Origin of the sequence: Pararhizobium sp. DWP3-4, assembly GCF_049898205.1 — a bacterium.
Lineage (GTDB): Bacteria > Pseudomonadota > Alphaproteobacteria > Rhizobiales > Rhizobiaceae > Pararhizobium.
The window spans coordinates 237,175-252,587 of the sequence record NZ_JAFCXF010000007.1; the positions used below are offsets into that span (position 1 = coordinate 237,175).

Annotated in this window: 17 protein-coding genes; 8 read left to right on the forward strand and 9 right to left on the reverse strand. The window is 59.0% G+C overall.

All coding sequences use genetic code 11. From position 1 onward, the window contains the following. The first annotated feature begins 7 nt into the window (after positions 1 to 7). Positions 8 to 550 (forward strand): RNA pyrophosphohydrolase, encoded by a 543-nt coding sequence (locus ACP7E6_RS19570; RefSeq protein ID WP_426231379.1) that lies wholly within the window; start codon positions 8 to 10, stop codon positions 548 to 550. A 130-nt stretch (positions 551 to 680) separates the two neighbouring features. Here ACP7E6_RS19570 and bfr read toward each other — a convergent pair whose 3' ends face one another. From bfr to ACP7E6_RS19595, 5 genes are all read right to left on the reverse strand, one after another. Continuing rightward, on the reverse strand, positions 681 to 1,166 hold the full coding sequence (bfr, locus tag ACP7E6_RS19575; RefSeq protein WP_426231380.1) for a bacterioferritin: 486 nt from the start codon (positions 1,164 to 1,166) through the stop codon (positions 681 to 683). After that, positions 1,132 to 1,443, reverse strand: a complete 312-nt coding sequence (locus ACP7E6_RS19580; RefSeq protein WP_426231381.1) for a (2Fe-2S)-binding protein — start codon at positions 1,441 to 1,443, stop codon at positions 1,132 to 1,134. The genes bfr and ACP7E6_RS19580 overlap by 35 nt, the downstream gene beginning before the upstream one ends. Before the next feature lie 283 nt (positions 1,444 to 1,726). Then, positions 1,727 to 5,065, reverse strand: coding sequence for an error-prone DNA polymerase (locus ACP7E6_RS19585; protein WP_426231382.1), 3,339 nt, complete (start codon positions 5,063 to 5,065; stop codon positions 1,727 to 1,729). Continuing rightward, positions 5,062 to 6,486, reverse strand: coding sequence for a DUF6504 family protein (locus ACP7E6_RS19590; protein ID WP_426231498.1), 1,425 nt, complete (start codon positions 6,484 to 6,486; stop codon positions 5,062 to 5,064). The genes ACP7E6_RS19585 and ACP7E6_RS19590 overlap by 4 nt, the downstream gene beginning before the upstream one ends. 40 nt (positions 6,487 to 6,526) lie before the next feature. After that, entirely contained in the window at positions 6,527 to 7,477 is a 951-nt protein-coding gene (locus ACP7E6_RS19595) for an ImuA family protein (protein ID WP_426231383.1), read from the reverse strand. A 170-nt stretch (positions 7,478 to 7,647) separates the two neighbouring features. Here ACP7E6_RS19595 and ACP7E6_RS19600 point away from each other — a divergent pair, with 170 nt between their 5' ends. After that, complete coding sequence (locus tag ACP7E6_RS19600; protein ID WP_426231384.1) at positions 7,648 to 8,082, forward strand: metallopeptidase family protein; 435 nt, start codon at positions 7,648 to 7,650, stop codon at positions 8,080 to 8,082. Between the two features lie 38 nt (positions 8,083 to 8,120). Here ACP7E6_RS19600 and ACP7E6_RS19605 read toward each other — a convergent pair whose 3' ends face one another. Together ACP7E6_RS19605 and ACP7E6_RS19610 are read right to left on the reverse strand one after the other, a co-directional pair. Further along, on the reverse strand, positions 8,121 to 8,327 hold the full coding sequence (locus tag ACP7E6_RS19605; protein ID WP_426231385.1) for a DUF1737 domain-containing protein: 207 nt from the start codon (positions 8,325 to 8,327) through the stop codon (positions 8,121 to 8,123). After that, a complete protein-coding gene (locus ACP7E6_RS19610) occupies positions 8,324 to 9,265 on the reverse strand; it encodes an HpcH/HpaI aldolase/citrate lyase family protein (RefSeq protein WP_426231386.1) in 942 nt (313 codons plus the stop codon). Before ACP7E6_RS19610 ends, ACP7E6_RS19605 begins: the two co-directional genes overlap by 4 nt. Positions 9,266 to 9,426: 161 nt before the next feature. Here ACP7E6_RS19610 and ACP7E6_RS19615 point away from each other — a divergent pair, with 161 nt between their 5' ends. From ACP7E6_RS19615 to ACP7E6_RS19625, 3 genes are all read left to right on the forward strand, one after another. After that, on the forward strand, positions 9,427 to 9,666 hold the full coding sequence (locus ACP7E6_RS19615) for a hypothetical protein (protein ID WP_426231387.1): 240 nt from the start codon (positions 9,427 to 9,429) through the stop codon (positions 9,664 to 9,666). Positions 9,667 to 9,783: 117 nt separating this feature from the next. After that, positions 9,784 to 10,389 carry a 3-isopropylmalate dehydratase small subunit gene (gene leuD, locus ACP7E6_RS19620; RefSeq protein WP_426231388.1) on the forward strand — a complete coding sequence of 202 codons (606 nt, stop codon included), beginning with the start codon at positions 9,784 to 9,786 and terminating at the stop codon, positions 10,387 to 10,389. A 6-nt stretch (positions 10,390 to 10,395) separates the two neighbouring features. Further along, positions 10,396 to 10,782, forward strand: coding sequence for a RidA family protein (locus ACP7E6_RS19625; RefSeq protein ID WP_426231389.1), 387 nt, complete (start codon positions 10,396 to 10,398; stop codon positions 10,780 to 10,782). A 4-nt stretch (positions 10,783 to 10,786) separates the two neighbouring features. Here ACP7E6_RS19625 and ACP7E6_RS19630 read toward each other — a convergent pair whose 3' ends face one another. Next, positions 10,787 to 11,194 carry a hypothetical protein gene (locus ACP7E6_RS19630; protein WP_426231390.1) on the reverse strand — a complete coding sequence of 136 codons (408 nt, stop codon included), beginning with the start codon at positions 11,192 to 11,194 and terminating at the stop codon, positions 10,787 to 10,789. Positions 11,195 to 11,744: 550 nt separating this feature from the next. Between ACP7E6_RS19630 and ACP7E6_RS19635 the strand changes: the two genes are divergently transcribed. Further along, entirely contained in the window at positions 11,745 to 12,197 is a 453-nt protein-coding gene (locus tag ACP7E6_RS19635) for a DoxX family protein (RefSeq protein ID WP_426231391.1), read from the forward strand. A 106-nt stretch (positions 12,198 to 12,303) separates the two neighbouring features. After that, positions 12,304 to 13,134 (forward strand): alpha/beta fold hydrolase, encoded by an 831-nt coding sequence (locus ACP7E6_RS19640; RefSeq protein WP_426231392.1) that lies wholly within the window; start codon positions 12,304 to 12,306, stop codon positions 13,132 to 13,134. A gap of 339 nt (positions 13,135 to 13,473) precedes the next feature. Here ACP7E6_RS19640 and ACP7E6_RS19645 read toward each other — a convergent pair whose 3' ends face one another. Beyond that, a complete protein-coding gene (locus tag ACP7E6_RS19645) occupies positions 13,474 to 13,650 on the reverse strand; it encodes a hypothetical protein (RefSeq protein ID WP_426231393.1) in 177 nt (58 codons plus the stop codon). Positions 13,651 to 14,030: 380 nt separating this feature from the next. On the opposite strand from ACP7E6_RS19645, the gene leuB reads away from it, so the two are divergent. After that, on the forward strand, positions 14,031 to 15,143 hold the full coding sequence (gene leuB, locus ACP7E6_RS19650) for a 3-isopropylmalate dehydrogenase (protein ID WP_426231394.1): 1,113 nt from the start codon (positions 14,031 to 14,033) through the stop codon (positions 15,141 to 15,143). The last annotated feature ends 270 nt before the right edge of the window (positions 15,144 to 15,413 follow it).

Sequence of the window (15,413 nt, forward strand, 5' to 3'; positions counted from 1 at the left end):
TTACATCATGAGCAAGGACAAATCGAAACCGGTCAAGGCCGAGGATCTGCCTTATCGCCCCTGTGTCGGCATCATGGTGCTGAACCGGGAGGGTCTTGTCTGGGCCGGGCGGCGCATTCCAATCGGCAATTCCGAGTATGACGGCTCGGCGCAGCTCTGGCAGATGCCCCAGGGCGGCATCGACAAGGGTGAGGACCCGCTGAAAGCGGCCTATCGCGAACTCCACGAAGAAACCGGCATGACAACCGTCTCGCTGCTTGCCGAAGCCCCCGACTGGATCAACTACGATTTGCCTGCGCATCTGATCGGTATCGGCCTCAAGGGCAAATATCGTGGTCAGACCCAGCGCTGGTTTGCCTTCCGTTTCGAGGGCGACGAATCGGAAATTGCCATCAACCCGCCTCCCGGCGGCCACGAGCCGGAGTTCGACGAATGGGCTTGGAAGCCGATGCTGGCGCTGCCAGACCTGATTGTGGCATTCAAACGCGGGGTCTACGAGAATGTCGTGGCAGCGTTCGGGCATCTGGCTGGAAACGCTCCGCCAAGGTAGATCAAGACACGCTGCACCGTGTGGGGCCGACGATCTTCAGTGCTCCGCCGGGTCAAACGTTTGTTTTAACTTAAAAAAATACCCGCCACGAAAAATCGTGGCGGGTATTTTTTTTAACAGTGTCGGAGCCTTATTCGGCTTCGTTGGCCGGCGCTGCGTTGAGCTGGCCGTATTTCTCGGCACCGATCTTGTTGAACAGATCAAGCTGGGTTTCGAGGAAGTCGATATGGCCTTCTTCATCCATCAGCAGCTCTTCGAACAGCTTCATGGTCACGTAATCGCCCGCGTCATGACAGATATCGCGAGATTTCTTATAGGCCGCGCGGGCGTCATACTCGCCGGCGAGATCGGATTCCAAGACTTCCTTGACCGATTGACCGATGCGAAGCGGTGCGACCGTCTGAAGGTTGGGATGGCCTTCGAGGAAGATGATGCGGGAAACCAGCTTGTCGGCGTGTTGCATCTCTTCGATGGATTCGGCCCGCTCCTTTTTGGCAAGCAGCGTGTAGCCCCAGTCGTCAAGAAGACGATAGTGAACCCAATACTGGTTGACAGCCCCGAGCTCGAGATACAGCGCTTCGTTAAGCTGCTCGATGACTTTTGTGTCGCCTTTCAAGATCCGCTCTCCTGTTTTCTTCATGGAATTGTTTGAGGCGGGTCATGAAATCAAATATCTGGTCGCCAGTCGAGGGGCGTCCGGCATGATATTGCTCGGTGGTGCGAATGATGATGTCTACGACATTTGGAAAACAGCCGCAGCAACGGCCACGTTTTTCCATCGCGTGGTAGACTTTTGCAGGCACGATAAGCTGCCAACAGTCCTCATCGAGCATCTCGATGATGGTGTCCTGAATGTCCTTATCGGTGATAAAATTGCAGCTACAAACCAGCATTTTGTCTGTCCGTGATAAGCAAGGCACTGAATTCAAGTCATAAAGCAAAAGCGGATATTTGGTGTCAACAAAAAATGGCGCTAGGTCGTCGCGACAAATTCAGCGGTAGATATTAGAGCAATTCTAAACTTGATAGAAAACATCGTGTTTTCATTAGCTTAATAAGCGCAAGGGCAGACGAGACCGGCTTTGCGGTCAAATTCAAGTTTTCTTGAGTGGCAAAAATACAAACAATTTTTGTTACAAACATCCGGTTTGCCTTCGGCGACGCGGATCGGCGCGTTCAATGAAAGTTTCTTCCCTTCGGCATGACGTTCACAGTTTCGATCATGTCCCGACGATTCTCTGCCTCGTCATGAGGGTGGCTGTCTTTTCGAAACCCATGCTCTTGCCGGTGATCGCCCGTGGGCCTCAGCACTTCATCGGATCTGGCATTGGCGCCAAAACCCCTTGCCTCTTTCTGGAGAATGCCGAGCGCCGGTGTCATATCCTCCAGATGGCTTGCAACCACATGGATGACGCCGCTGGCACTTTGCAGGCGCCCCCTGATCTTGACCAGGCGCGCGCCCATGACAACGGAACGATACATCTCGAATACATTTTTCCAGATGATGGCATTGGCAACGCCAGTTTCGTCCTCAAGCGTCATGAAGATCACGCCCTTTGCCGTTCCCGGCCGCTGGCGTACCAGAACGAGACCGGCGATTGTCACCATGCGGCCGTTTCGGACTGAATCCAGGCTGCGGTTCGTGACGATCGCCTGCCTTGAAAAATCTTCGCGCAGGAAGGAAACGGGATGTGCTTTCAGCGACAAGCTCAGATAGCGATAGTCGTTGATGACATGCTCGCCCTGCGGCATCTGGGGTAGGATGACCTCCGGCTCCTGCTGAAGATCGCTCTGACCAGCCTGTTCGAACAGCGGAAGTCTTTCCGCTGCGGACTTCCCGTCGAGCGATTTGACCGCCCAGAGCGCTGCGCGCCGGTCGAGCCCGATCGATCGGAAAGCGTCTGCATCCGCGAGACGCTCGATGGCCGAGCGCGTCAGGCCTGACCGCAGCCAAAGATCCCGCACCGAGGAATAACCGCCGCCGCGATGGGCAACAAGTTTTTCAACCATATCCACCTGACGCAGGCCTTTGACCAGCGAAAAGCCTAGCCGGATTGCTTTTCCCGTCCTGATGACATCGCGCATCTCCCTATGGCGCGGCTCTATATCGCTGGGATCGAACATAGCATCACCCTCAAGAGCGGCATCCCAATCGGATATATTGATATCGACCGGCAGAACCTTCACGCCATGCTCGCGTGCATCCCGCACCAACTGGGCGGGTGGGTAAAACCCCATAGGCTGGGAATTGAGCAGAGCGGCGCAGAAAATGTCGGGATAATAGGTCTTGAACCAGGAAGAGGCGTAGACCAGCAGGGCAAATGAAGCTGCATGGCTTTCCGGAAAGCCATATTCGCCAAAACCTTTGATCTGATTGAAACAGCGCTCGGCGAAGTCACGCTGGTAGCCATTATCGATCATGCCTTTCACCATGCGCTCCTCGAAATGGGCGACCTGGCCGGTTCGACGGAATGTTGCCATGGCCCGGCGAAGCTTGTCGGCTTCGGCGGGGGTGAATTTGGCAGCGGTTATGGCAATCTGCATGGCCTGCTCCTGAAACAGCGGCACACCAAGGGTTCGCTTCAAAACCTCCCGCAATTCCTCGCTTGGATATTCCACAGCATCCGGGTTTTGCCGCCGTTTCAGATAGGGGTGGACCATGTCGCCTTGGATAGGTCCCGGCCGGACGATGGCGACTTCGATGACGAGATCGTAGAACTCCCGTGGCCGCAGACGGGGCAGCATGCTCATCTGCGCCCGGCTCTCGATCTGGAAGACGCCGACCGTATCGGCCCGGCAAATCATGTCGTAGACGGTCGGTTGAATGTCTTCATAGACCTGCGACAGCCTTTTGGGCGCGTTGTAATGATTTTCCAGCAGCTTGAAGGCCTTGGCGAGACAGGTGAGCATGCCGAGCGCCAGCACGTCGATCTTCAGAATCTTCAGATTGTCCAGATCGTCCTTGTCCCATTCGACCATGTAGCGATCGGGCATGGCCGTGTTCATGATTGGCACGACCTCGTCGAGACGGTCCTTGGTAATGACGAAGCCGCCGACATGCTGCGACAGATGGCGCGGATATTCCATCAGCAGGCCGGCATAGTTCAACACCCGCAACGTGGTCGGGTCCGTCATATCGAGACCGGCGGCTTTTGCCTGCTCCTGCGAAAAAGACGTGGTCCACCAGCCCCAGATCGAGCTGGAAAGCGCCGACTGCACATCCTCGGAAAGGCCGAAAACCTTGGCCACCTCACGGCCAGCCGAGCGGGCACGGTAGCTGATGACGGCCGATGCAAGACCGGCATGCTCCTTGCCATATTCCCGGTAGATATACTGGATCACCTCCTCGCGGCGTGCATGCTCGAAATCGATGTCGATATCCGGTGGCTCGTCGCGATCGCGCGACAGGAAGCGGTCGAACAGCAGGGTGAATTTCTGTGGATCGACTTCGGTGACGCCCAGGCAAAAGCAGACCGACGAATTGGCTGCCGATCCCCGCCCCTGGCAGAGAATGCCCTTGCTGCGGGCAAAGTTCACCAGCTTGTGGACGGTCAGGAAATAGGGCTCGTATTCCTTGGTTTGAATCAGTTCGAGTTCGTAGGCCAGCTGGCGTTCGACCTTTAAGGGAACACCGCCGGGATAGCGAAGCATCGCGCCTTCACGGACAAGCCGCTGCAGTCTGAGCGCCGGGGTTTCATCCTCGCCACTCTCCGTCGGATAATTATGCTTCAATTCGTCGAGGTTGAAGGATAGCCGGCGAAAGAATTTGGCAGTGTTGGCGATGGCATCGGGATAATCGCGAAAGATCCTGGTCATCTCTACCGGGTTTTTCAAATGACGCTCAGCATTGGCCTGAAGGCGCAGGCCTGCCCCTGCGATCGTGACATGCTCCCGGATAGCGGTGACGATATCCGCCATCGGCCTATGATCGGCCGCGTGATAGAGCGCATCATTACTGGCAATAAGCCGAGTTCCTGTCTTTAAGGCAATTGCAGCCAGACTGGCGAAGTCGTGCTGATCGAACCCGTCATAATGCGGTGTCATGCCGAGATGGAGCCGATGTCCGGCATAATCACTGAGTTTGGACAAAAGGTTGGTCAGCATCGGAGCATCGGGACGGCCGGCGCCTTCCAGAACGATCAGCTGAAGCTCGTCCTGCCATTCGAGCAGATCGGACAGGAACAGCGTGCAGGTTCCTTTTTTAGACCGAAGGTTTCCCGCGCTGAGCATGCGGCACAGATGCGCCCAGCCCCGCCGATTGCGCGGATAGGCGAGAATATCCGGTGTGCCATCGGCAAAAACCAGGCGGGCACCAGGTTGAAACGCATAGTTCTCGATCTTTGCCTTGGCATGGGCGCGAACCACGCCGGCCACCGTATTGCGATCCGCGATCCCGAGACCCGCCAGCCCGATTTTCCGGGCCGTGACCACCATGATCTCGGCCGGAGTAGACCCTTCCAGAAAGGAAAAGTTGGTTCTGGCGCCAAGCTCATAAAAGACCGGTGCGGCGCTCATGCGAAAATCCCATGCAGGAACCATTGCGGGGGCGCGACGGTCTGGCCGTAGAGGCCATCGCGAAACAGCCAGAAGCGCCGTCCATCCGAATCCTCGATCCGGAAATAATCCCGCGTCAGCGCATCTTCTCCGTCGATCCACCATTCGCCGGCGATCCGCTCCGGACCTTCGGCCCGGGCTACCTGATAGGTGATCTTGCGCCACTTGAAGCTTGCCGGCGCGCCTTCCGGCAATTCGGTCGCGATCGCGTCCACCCGTTCCGGATGACGGAAAAGCCGCAAGGGGCGAACGGAGGGCAGGGCGGCGGCGGGCATATCAAGCCTCTGCTGCGCAGAGAGCCCGGCGATATCGGCAATCGGAGAAAAGCCCGCCGCCCTTTCGGGCACATGGCTTTCCTGCAGCACCAGCACGGACAGGCTCTCCGGCCCGAAGCGCGCCATGACCCGATCGGCAAAGGCCGACAGGGAGCGGGTCTGATCCGATCTCCCGGAAAAATCTTCCTGGATGGCAACATAGCGTTCCGTCTTCAGCACGCAGAGACGAAGGATTTCGAAACCGTAGCCGGCATCGAGATCGTCGTGAATGGCCTGAAGACGCTCGCGGTACAGCGCGGCGATGCGCTCGGGATCTTTCGATGCAGCCGACGTAGCGGCCCGAATGCGGAAGACCTTGCCATCCACACGGAAGAGCACGAGTTCGAACAGGCGGCCCCCTTCCTCGCGTTCTTCCAAGCTCTGCCGCAGGCTCTTGGCAAGCTGCAATGTCAGGCCGAGAATATCGTCCTCATCCTGAATGGGAGAGGCAAGGCGCCGCTCCGCCGACAGGCTGGCCACCGGAAGGCGTGGAGAAAGCGGCTCGTCTTCGAATCCAAGAGCCTGATCGAGGCGTAGAAGCACCGACGGGCCGAACCGGCGGGCTAAAGGCGCCCGCGGCAGAGGAATGAGATCGCCGACCGTTTTCAGACCGACGCGCGCCAGCGTCTCGATCGTTTCTAGGGGAAGCCTGAGTGCCGCAAGGGGCAGGCAAGACAGGACGTCTTCGGCATCCTGAGGCCCGGCAATTTCCCCCGGCCGGTAGCGCGCCATCGCCCAGGAAAGGCCCGCTGAAGAGGAAATTGCACCACGTGCCTCGATGCCCAGGCGAAAAAGCCGGGAGAGGATGTCGGTCAGAAGCGATTGTTCGCTGCCATGCAGATGGACGCAACCGCTGATGTCCAGATAGAGCCCGTTCGCTCCATCCATCGCCACAAGCGGCGTATAGCGGTCGCACCAGTCGGCAAGCGATGTCAACAGACCCTTGTCGGCAGCAGGATCGGCTGGAATGATCTCGATGCCTGGAAGCATGGCGCGCGCCTCCGCCAGACCCTGTCCGCGTTTCAACCCGGCCTTTTCACCGCAGATATCAAGGGCTGCAATGCGCATGGCATTCTGGATACGGTCGACAAAAACCAGCGGCGGAAAATCAGGACGCTTTCTGGAAAGCCATGACACGCCCCATTTCATCCGCGCCACCCGGTCCGCCGGCAGATGCGGGAAGTTCAGCGACAGAATGCGCTGGCTGGCGTTTTGCAGCAGAAGCGGCTGTCTCTGGGACGAGATCTCGGAAACGGCGGGCATGGGAACTCCATTCCATCAAAAGCTCAAGAGGTGCAAAGGCCCTGCTTTTCTCAACGGCGACCCGGAAGACCGGATTGCCGATGCTGCCGGCCAGCATCGATCCATCCGGAAGCGGCCGCCCAGCGGCGGGGGCAGGGGCAACACGGAACCGGAAGATGGCACTGCTCGCCTCTTCCTCACCCGCCTGCCGCAGAAGAAAAATCGGCACTTTGCCTGTTCGCGCTCGCATATGCAGGCGGCGGCTTTCGTTCAGGCCGAACTGGGCCGGGTTTCCCCGGATTTCCAGAATGATAGCCGTAAAGACCGGGACCGAGAGCGCCGCTTCAGCAATCCAGAGCGCATCGGCGACAGTTCGGGGGCTGCTGAAGATGCAACGGCCAGTATCCAGCCCATAGGCCTGCAGCCCACGGCCATAGGGAGGACCGGCTTCAGACGCAGTCATTCCCTGACCGATCCAAAGAACGGGCGAGACTGCCTGTCCGCGATCTTGGCAAAGCACCGCCAATGCGAGAACAAAACCCATCGCAGCACCTGCATCCCGGGTTTCCGCGGTACGGATTTCTGTGAGCCCGCCAAGCGGCAAACCGCCTTGGAGGATATCGTCGAGTGCGGCGATACCGAGGGGAAGAACCTGCCTGGAAACGCCTGCATCCTCGTTGCCGATCTTCTGCTCGAAGCCCGCCGGAGCGCCCTTCCTGGCCGCTTTCAGGAGCCCGGGGACGTTTTCATTTTCCAGCCTTGCGATCTCTTCGCGGAGCGCAGAAAGACGCTCGCGCGTCATGGGCGTCTGCACCATGACGTCACTCCAATTCAAATTGTTCCTGTTATGTTCTTATAGATTCCAGAGCTTCAAAGAAGAGTCAACGGGATTCTCTAAGAATTTATTCCTTGACAGGGTCCAACCAAATTCAACCCTCGAAAAACGCTGGGGAAATGGCTATATCAGGGGGCAAGCAAGGAGTGCCCATGGCCCGCATAGACCAGAGCGACGATTGGCGGGAACGCCACGCGCCGACAATCAGCACATTCGAATCCCTGGCACTGGAGGCTTACAGCCACCTGCCGGACGAATTCCGGGCGCTGGCGACCGATCTGACCATCGAGATCGACGATTTTCCGGATGAGGACGTTTTCGAGGACATGGCGCTGGAAACGCCGTTTGATCTGCTCGGACTGTTCGAGGGACGCGGCATCGGCGAGCGTTTCACCATGGAAACCGGCGAGATGCCGAACCGGATCATTCTCTACCGCCGGCCGATTCTCGATTATTGGGCTGAGAACGAGGAGACGCTGGGCGACATCATCACCCATGTGCTGATCCACGAGATCGGCCATCATTTCGGCCTGTCGGACGACGACATGGAGCGGATCGAGGAAAGCGTCGAGCATGTGGGCGGCTGAGACGGATTTAACCGTCCCAGCCATTCAGTCCATCGGGGTCAGTGTTCGGAGAGCTTGGTGTCGGAGGTGTATTCCTTGCCTTCGACATCCTTGACGACAGCCTGGCCGCACATCATTGCCCGCGTTTCCTGGTTCCAGGCATAGGTCGGCGAACCGTAGAGGTCCCAGCCCTTGTTGAGAGCGGCCGTGACCTTGTGGCAGAAGGTGGCGTCGTCGATGGCAGTCAGCAGGCGATAAAGTTTCAAGGGTTTTTTCCTTTTTGGTTGATGGTATCGGCCTTGGCGGCGAGCCGCAGAGCTTGATCGAGGTGGAGACGCTCGACCATCTGGCCGTTGAGATTGATGACGGCTTTATCGGCATTTTCCGGCAGCGCAAAGGCATCGATGATCGACCGGGCGTCAGCAAGGGCGGCGTCGGCGACACCGAAGGCGCCGTTGGCCGGGCCGATCTGGGCCGGGTGGATCAGCATTTTGCCATCGAAGCCCATGTCGCGGCCCTCAGCGCATTCCGCCGCGAAACCCGCATCATCCCGGAAATCGTTGAAGACGGCGTCGATGATATCGAGGCCGCAGCTGCGGGCGGCGAGCAGGATCTGCATCAGCCAGGCAATCAGATAGGTGCGGCCGGGCAGGGCGGCCACGCCGGTATCCTTGCGCAGATCGTTCAGCCCCGGCACGAAACAATCAAGCCTGCCGCCGGAGGTTCTTCCGGTTTCGGCAATCGCCGCCGCATTGAGCACGCCGCGCGGGGTTTCGATCATCGCCCAGAGACGTACGTTGTCCGGGGCATCGTTTTCCGAAAGGAAATCAACGACCGCCTGGATATCCTGCGGGCTTTCGACCTTCGGCAAAAGGATGGCATCGGGCGACAGCGTCAGGGCGAAGGCCAGATCTTTCTCGCCGAACGGTGTCTTCAGATCGTTGATGCGGATGATCACTTCGATATCGCTGCGGCGCTGCCGCTGCAGATGATCGGCCAGCGTCTGGCGGGCGGCAACCTTGTTGTCGACGGAGACTGCATCTTCGAGATCGTAGATCACCGCATCGCAGGCAAGACTGGCGATCTTGGCAAGGGCGCGGGCATTGTCGGCGGGTACGCACAGAACCGAGCGGCGCAGACGGGCCGGGTGGCGGTCGCCAGAGGACGATGCCGAAAAGGGTGCGGAGGTTTCGGACGGCATCATGCTCTACTCTCTGATGCAGGCGAGTTCAGGGGTGCAGGCGAGTTCATGCGGCTTTTGTGCCCGGCTTTCGCCATTTTCGCAAGGCAGACCTGTGATACGGAAGTAGGTCTTGCAACGCGGCGCGGGCGAACCCACATCTCAGGCAACGAAAGGTGACGACAATGCAAAGCATACGCTCTCTCCTCCTGACAATCGCAGGCATCGCTTTCACGCTGATGGCCTTCGTGTTTACCGCCTCGCTCGGCCTTGCCCTGATCGGCATCGCCTCGGTGGTGATGATCAGCATGACGATTGCCGCGCGGCTTGCGCCCAAGCCGGTGCGCGCCACCGTCAACCGCAACCGCCAGCAGCGCGAACCGCGCATCTGGAACGACGGCCGCGGCACGATCATCGATCTCTGAGGCCGGTTTGCGGGCTTTCCCGCAGCGCGCAACAAGATTCTCCTTCATTTCGGCGTGAAATTGCTCTACACGCTGGGCGGAAATTCTTCCGCCCCGTTGAAATCGAAGGCCATTGCCATGGACAAGTTCGTCAAGCTCACCGGCGTTGCCGCGCCGCTCCCCGTCGTCAATATCGACACGGACATGATCATTCCGAAGGATTACCTGAAGACGATCAAGCGCACCGGTCTCGGCATCGGGCTTTTCGCCGAAGCGCGCTATCATGAAGACGGCACGGTCAACGAGGATTTCGTTCTCAACAAGCCCGCCTACCAGAATGCCAATATCCTGGTTGCCGGCGACAATTTCGGCTGTGGCTCGTCGCGCGAGCATGCCCCGTGGGCGCTGCTCGACTTCGGCATCCGCTGCGTCATTTCGACCTCGTTTGCCGACATCTTCTACAATAACTGTTTCAAGAACGGCATCCTGCCGGTCGTGGTTTCGCCGGAAGACCTGGAAAAGCTGATGGATGACGCCTCGCGCGGCTCCAACGCCATCCTGACGGTCGATCTGGAAAACCAGGAAATCACCGGCCCGGACGGCGGCAAGATCACCTTCGAACTCGACGCGTTCCGCCGCCACTGCATGCTGAACGGCCTCGACGATATCGGCCTGACGCTGGAAAAGGCAACGGCGATCGACACGTTCGAAAAGGCCAATGCCGCCTCGCATCCCTGGGCCTGACCCGGAATGCCCAGCCCGCGAAAACTGATCTCTTCCGGCTCGCCGTTTGAAAAGACGGCGGGTTATTCGCGGGCTGTCGTGCAGGGCGACTGGTGCTTCGTTTCCGGTACCACCGGCTACGATTACCAGACGATGACCATGCCGCAGACGGTGGAAGAGCAGACCCGCAATTGCCTGAAGACGATCGAGGCGGCGCTGACCGGCGCCGGATTCTCGCTCAAGGATGCGGTGCGCAATCACTATTACGTCACCGATGCCGCCTTTGCCGATCTCGTCTTCCCGATCCTCGGCGAAGCCTTCGGCGACATCCGCCCGGCCGCAACGATGGTGGTCTGCGACCTTATCCGCCCGGAAATGCTGATCGAGATCGAAGTCACCGCCTTCAAGGGCTGACACGTCAGCTCTCGACAAAGGGTGGCCCCAAAGGCTCTATTAGGCCCGCTTTTGCCAGTTCCGCGTGAAAATAGAGAAAGATCTGACGCCGGAACAGGATCATCTCGCGTTCGTCGTCCGTCTTCGCCCCGGCAAGCCCTGCAGCCACCTGTTGCGGTGTCGCCAACTCGACAGTGTCGCAGCAAAAATCAAGCATCTCCGTGATTTCGCGATCTTCCATCTGGGCAACACAGAGAATATGTCCAAACCTGGTCTTTCTTGCGAGGCAACGGCAATCGCGGCGGCAGCGGCGCACGCCGCAAGCGAGATGATTGAGCCAGAACGTCGAAGCGACACGGACCATCACTTCGGTTGCCGGTGATATTTCGGGTTTGACACAGGGCATAATCGCTCCTTCAGGGGCGGGCAGCAAAAAGCATCCCCGCGCGGTGTTCGCCGTGGTTTTGAAAACATGCACTCAATCGGACGGGGCACTGGAAACCGCCTCTAATGAGTAAATATATTTGACGCCTTCCAGCGCCCCGTTTGGCGTTCTCTCGGGAGCTTTCCTCCCTACAGACCCCGACTGCGGATTCTCTGACCCGGGACGATTGCCGCGACATAGGATTCCGGTTCCGGCGTTAAGCTCACGGCTCCGGTACGTCACGGTTCTCGACCCGGCATGCGTGCCACACAGGCACACCCGCCCCAGAAGGACAGGGGGAATCCATTTTCCGGGGGCTCTCCTTCCGGTCCGCCTGACGTTCGCAGCCTTCTCATCGAAGACCACGAGGCTTCACGTGGAGCGCCAGCCCTGCCTCGCCGCAAACGTCTTGCGGTGCATCCGTGACAGAACGCCATGATCATGGCACGGTTTTTTTGGGCGGGGATTCTGGGAGAGGACAATTTCAAAAAAACTGTTCGATTTCAACGCAGAGACATGTAGCATCCCGCTTGAACGTCCACGCCAGAAGGGGAAAACGATGCTGTTGAGAATGGAAGCCAAACTCGCCGGCGTCTGCACGCCGGTTTTCACCAGCCATCCGGTCCGCTGGCTGGGGCTCCTGGCGCTTTGCTCTATCTATATCCTGAGCGGCGTGACCAAGCTCCTGGATTTCGGCAGCGCCGTCGCCGAGATGGAGCGATACCAGCTTTTGCCGGCAAGGCCGATCGCCGCCGTGGTCATCCTTTTCCAGCTGAGCGCTTCGGTCATGGTCATCAGCGGTTTCCTGCGGTGGATCGGCGCGCTGTCTCTGGCCGTGTTTACCGTGCTTGCAACATTCATTGCCCTGCGGTTCTGGGAAATGCCGCTGGGGCAGGAGCGCTTCATGACGATGAACTTCTTCTTCGAGCATCTCGGGCTGGCCGGAGCCTTTCTTCTCGTCGCCTGGTACGATCTGCACAGATGGCGCCGGGGCGACAGGGACTGGAGCTGATCAGCAATCCCTGCGCAATCGGCTTAAAACGTGTTGCGGCCGGCATGGACGACAGGCATTCTGCCGTCTTGCCTTTCACCCCGTCCTCTCAAAAGGAACCGCACGAATGAGCAGCATCACCACAAACGACGGAACGGAAATCTTCTACAAGGATTGGGGTGCGCGCGACGCGCAGCCGATCGTCTTCCATCACGGCTGGCCGCTGAGCGCCGACGACTGGGATAACCAGATGCTCTACTTCCTGGCGCAGGGATTTCGCGTCATCGCCCACGACCGCCGTGGCCATGGACGCTCGACGCAGACATCGACCGGCCACGAAATGGATACCTATGCCGCCGACGTTGCAGCACTCACCGACGCGCTGGACCTCAAGAACGCCTTCCATGTCGGCCATTCCACCGGCGGCGGTGAGGTCGTCCGTTATGTGGCGCGCGCCAAGCCGGGACGGGTCGGCAAGGCGGTCATCGCCGGTGCCGTGCCGCCGGTCATGGTGAAATCGGACCGAAATCCAGGTGGGCTACCGATCGATGTCTTCGACGGTCTGCGCAGCGCCCTTGTGGCAAACCGCGCCCAATTCTTCATCGATGTGCCGACCGGCCCGTTCTACGGCTTCAACCGTCCCGGCGCCAAGATTTCCCAAGGGCTGATCGACAATTGGTGGCGGCAGGGAATGATGGGTGCCGCCAACGCCCATTACGAGTGTATCAAGGCGTTTTCCGAAACCGATTTTACCGAGGACCTCAAGAAGATCGAGGTTCCGGTGCTGGTCCTGCACGGAACCGACGACCAGATCGTTCCCTATGACGACTCGGCACCGCTTTCGGTAAAACTGCTGAAGAACGGAACGCTGAAGAGCTATGAAGGACTGCCGCACGGCATGCTCTCGACGCATCCGGAGATTCTCAATCCCGATATGCTGGCTTTTTTCAAGGGGTAGGGTTGCAAGACCACAAACGCGGCTGCGAGGACACCCGGGCCAGCACTGATGGCAAAAGCATGTCTCATTATCGGTAGGTCATTGGAAAGGCTATCGGCAGCCAAACCTCCGTCACTCCTGTGCTTGTCACAGGAGTCCAGCCAGCCCAAGTCTTTGGGCTGAAAAGTCTTTTTGACCCGACGGACGTCGGGTCACTGGATGCCCGCCACAAGGGCGAGCATGACGGAAGGTGGGAGTGGCCACGTCATAAAGCAGCAATTTTGAGACCCGTCAGCAAACCAAAAACCCGGCTGCAGGGACAGCCGGGCTCTCGGGGAGGAAGCCGGAAATGGTGAGCGCTTATTCGCAGACGCGGATCTTCTTGACGATCAGATTGCCGTCATGATCGTAGGTTCTGACCTTCTTGACGTAGCAATAGGGTTTGCAGTCGTCGGTATAGTAGCCGGCCTGCGACGGGGCTGCGCAAGAAGCGGCGGCAATGATGGCGACGGCGGCGGTCAGAACGAATCTGCGCATGCGGGGTCTCTCCTTGCAATCCTGCGGATGAGCCTTGCTCATCCAGTGACCGGACAATCCCACAGGCCAGATATTGGCGCTGTTCCGGATGGAACAGGGAGCTGTCGTCCGGCTTTGATTATCCTTGAAGAGAAGCATGCCCAACGAAGCTCGCAAGACCGCCGTCACGGCATGATGCGCATTGATCGTTTCATCAACTCGGCCAGAAGATAAATTTGGCCCGATGGAAGCGTCTGACGTTCGGATAGTCCTCATCCGTTCCGGAGGGAACTGACGGTGCGCGCACAATTCTTTCCAAAACTGCATTTTCCTTGAACGGAAGTTGCGTTAAGAACGCGCCAACACCCTGACAGCCCACCCTTCGATATAAGGAATGCCCCATGACAGTGCGCAATCTTTTCCTTCTGCCCGGCGACGGCATCGGCCCGGAAGCCATGGCGGAAGTCCGCAAAATCATCGCCTACATGAATGCCGACATGGCCGGTGGCTTCACGATCGACGAAGGCCTGGTCGGCGGCTGCGCCTATGACGCGCATGGCGCGGCGATTTCAGACGCCGACATGGAAAAAGCAATGGCAGCGGACGCCGTGCTGTTCGGCGCCGTCGGCGGCCCGAAATGGGATGACGTGCCCTACGAGGTGCGCCCGGAAGCAGGCTTGCTTCGCCTGCGCAAGGACATGCAGCTGTTTGCCAACCTGCGCCCGGCGATCTGCTATCCGGCGCTTTCCAATGCGTCTTCGCTGAAGCCCGAACTGGTCGAAGGCCTCGACATCCTGATCGTGCGCGAACTGACCGGCGGCGTCTATTTCGGCGAACCGAAGGAGATCATCGATCTCGGCAACGGCCAGAAGCGCGGCATCGACACGCAGGTCTATGACACCTACGAGATCGAGCGCATCGCCGGCGTCGCGTTCGAACTGGCCCGCACCCGCGGCAACCGCGTCTGCTCGATGGAAAAGCGCAACGTCATGAAATCCGGCGTGTTGTGGAACCAGGTGGTGACCGCGACGCACAAGGCGAAATATTCCGACGTCGCGCTCGACCATATGCTGGCCGATGCCGGCGGCATGCAGCTTGTTCGTGCGCCAAAACAGTTCGACGTCATCGTCACCGACAACCTGTTCGGCGACATGCTGTCGGACGTTGCCGCCATGCTCACCGGTTCGCTCGGCATGCTGCCGTCGGCTTCGCTCGGTGCGCCCGATGCCAAGACCGGCAAGCGCAAGGCGCTCTATGAGCCCGTGCACGGCTCGGCCCCCGACATTGCCGGCAAGGGCATTGCCAACCCGATCGCGATGATCGCCTCGTTTGCCATGTGCCTGCGCTACTCCTTCAATCTCGTGACGGAAGCCGACAACCTGGAAAAGGCCATCGCCAACGTTCTCGACAAGGGGATCCGCACCGGCGACATCATGGCCGACGGCGCCCGCCAGGTCGGCACCGTCGACATGGGCGATGCGATCCTCGCCGAATTCAAGGCGCTTTCGGCGTAAATTCTGCCGGATTAACGGTATTGTGCGGCATCCGGGTCATGGCCTGGATGCCGTTTTCGTTCGGGTGGGGTTGATTCTTCGCCCAGAGGACCACAGGTTTGCGGAGACTTAGCTCCAGCTCCGTCATTCCTGTGCCTGTCACAGGAATCCAGCCACGCGACGTCCGTCGCGTGAAAGAGTCTTTTCGCTCACCCACGTGAGCGCGCTGGATCCCCGCCACAAGGGCGAGGATGACGGGAAGAGAGGGAGCATCCCGCAAATACCCGATAC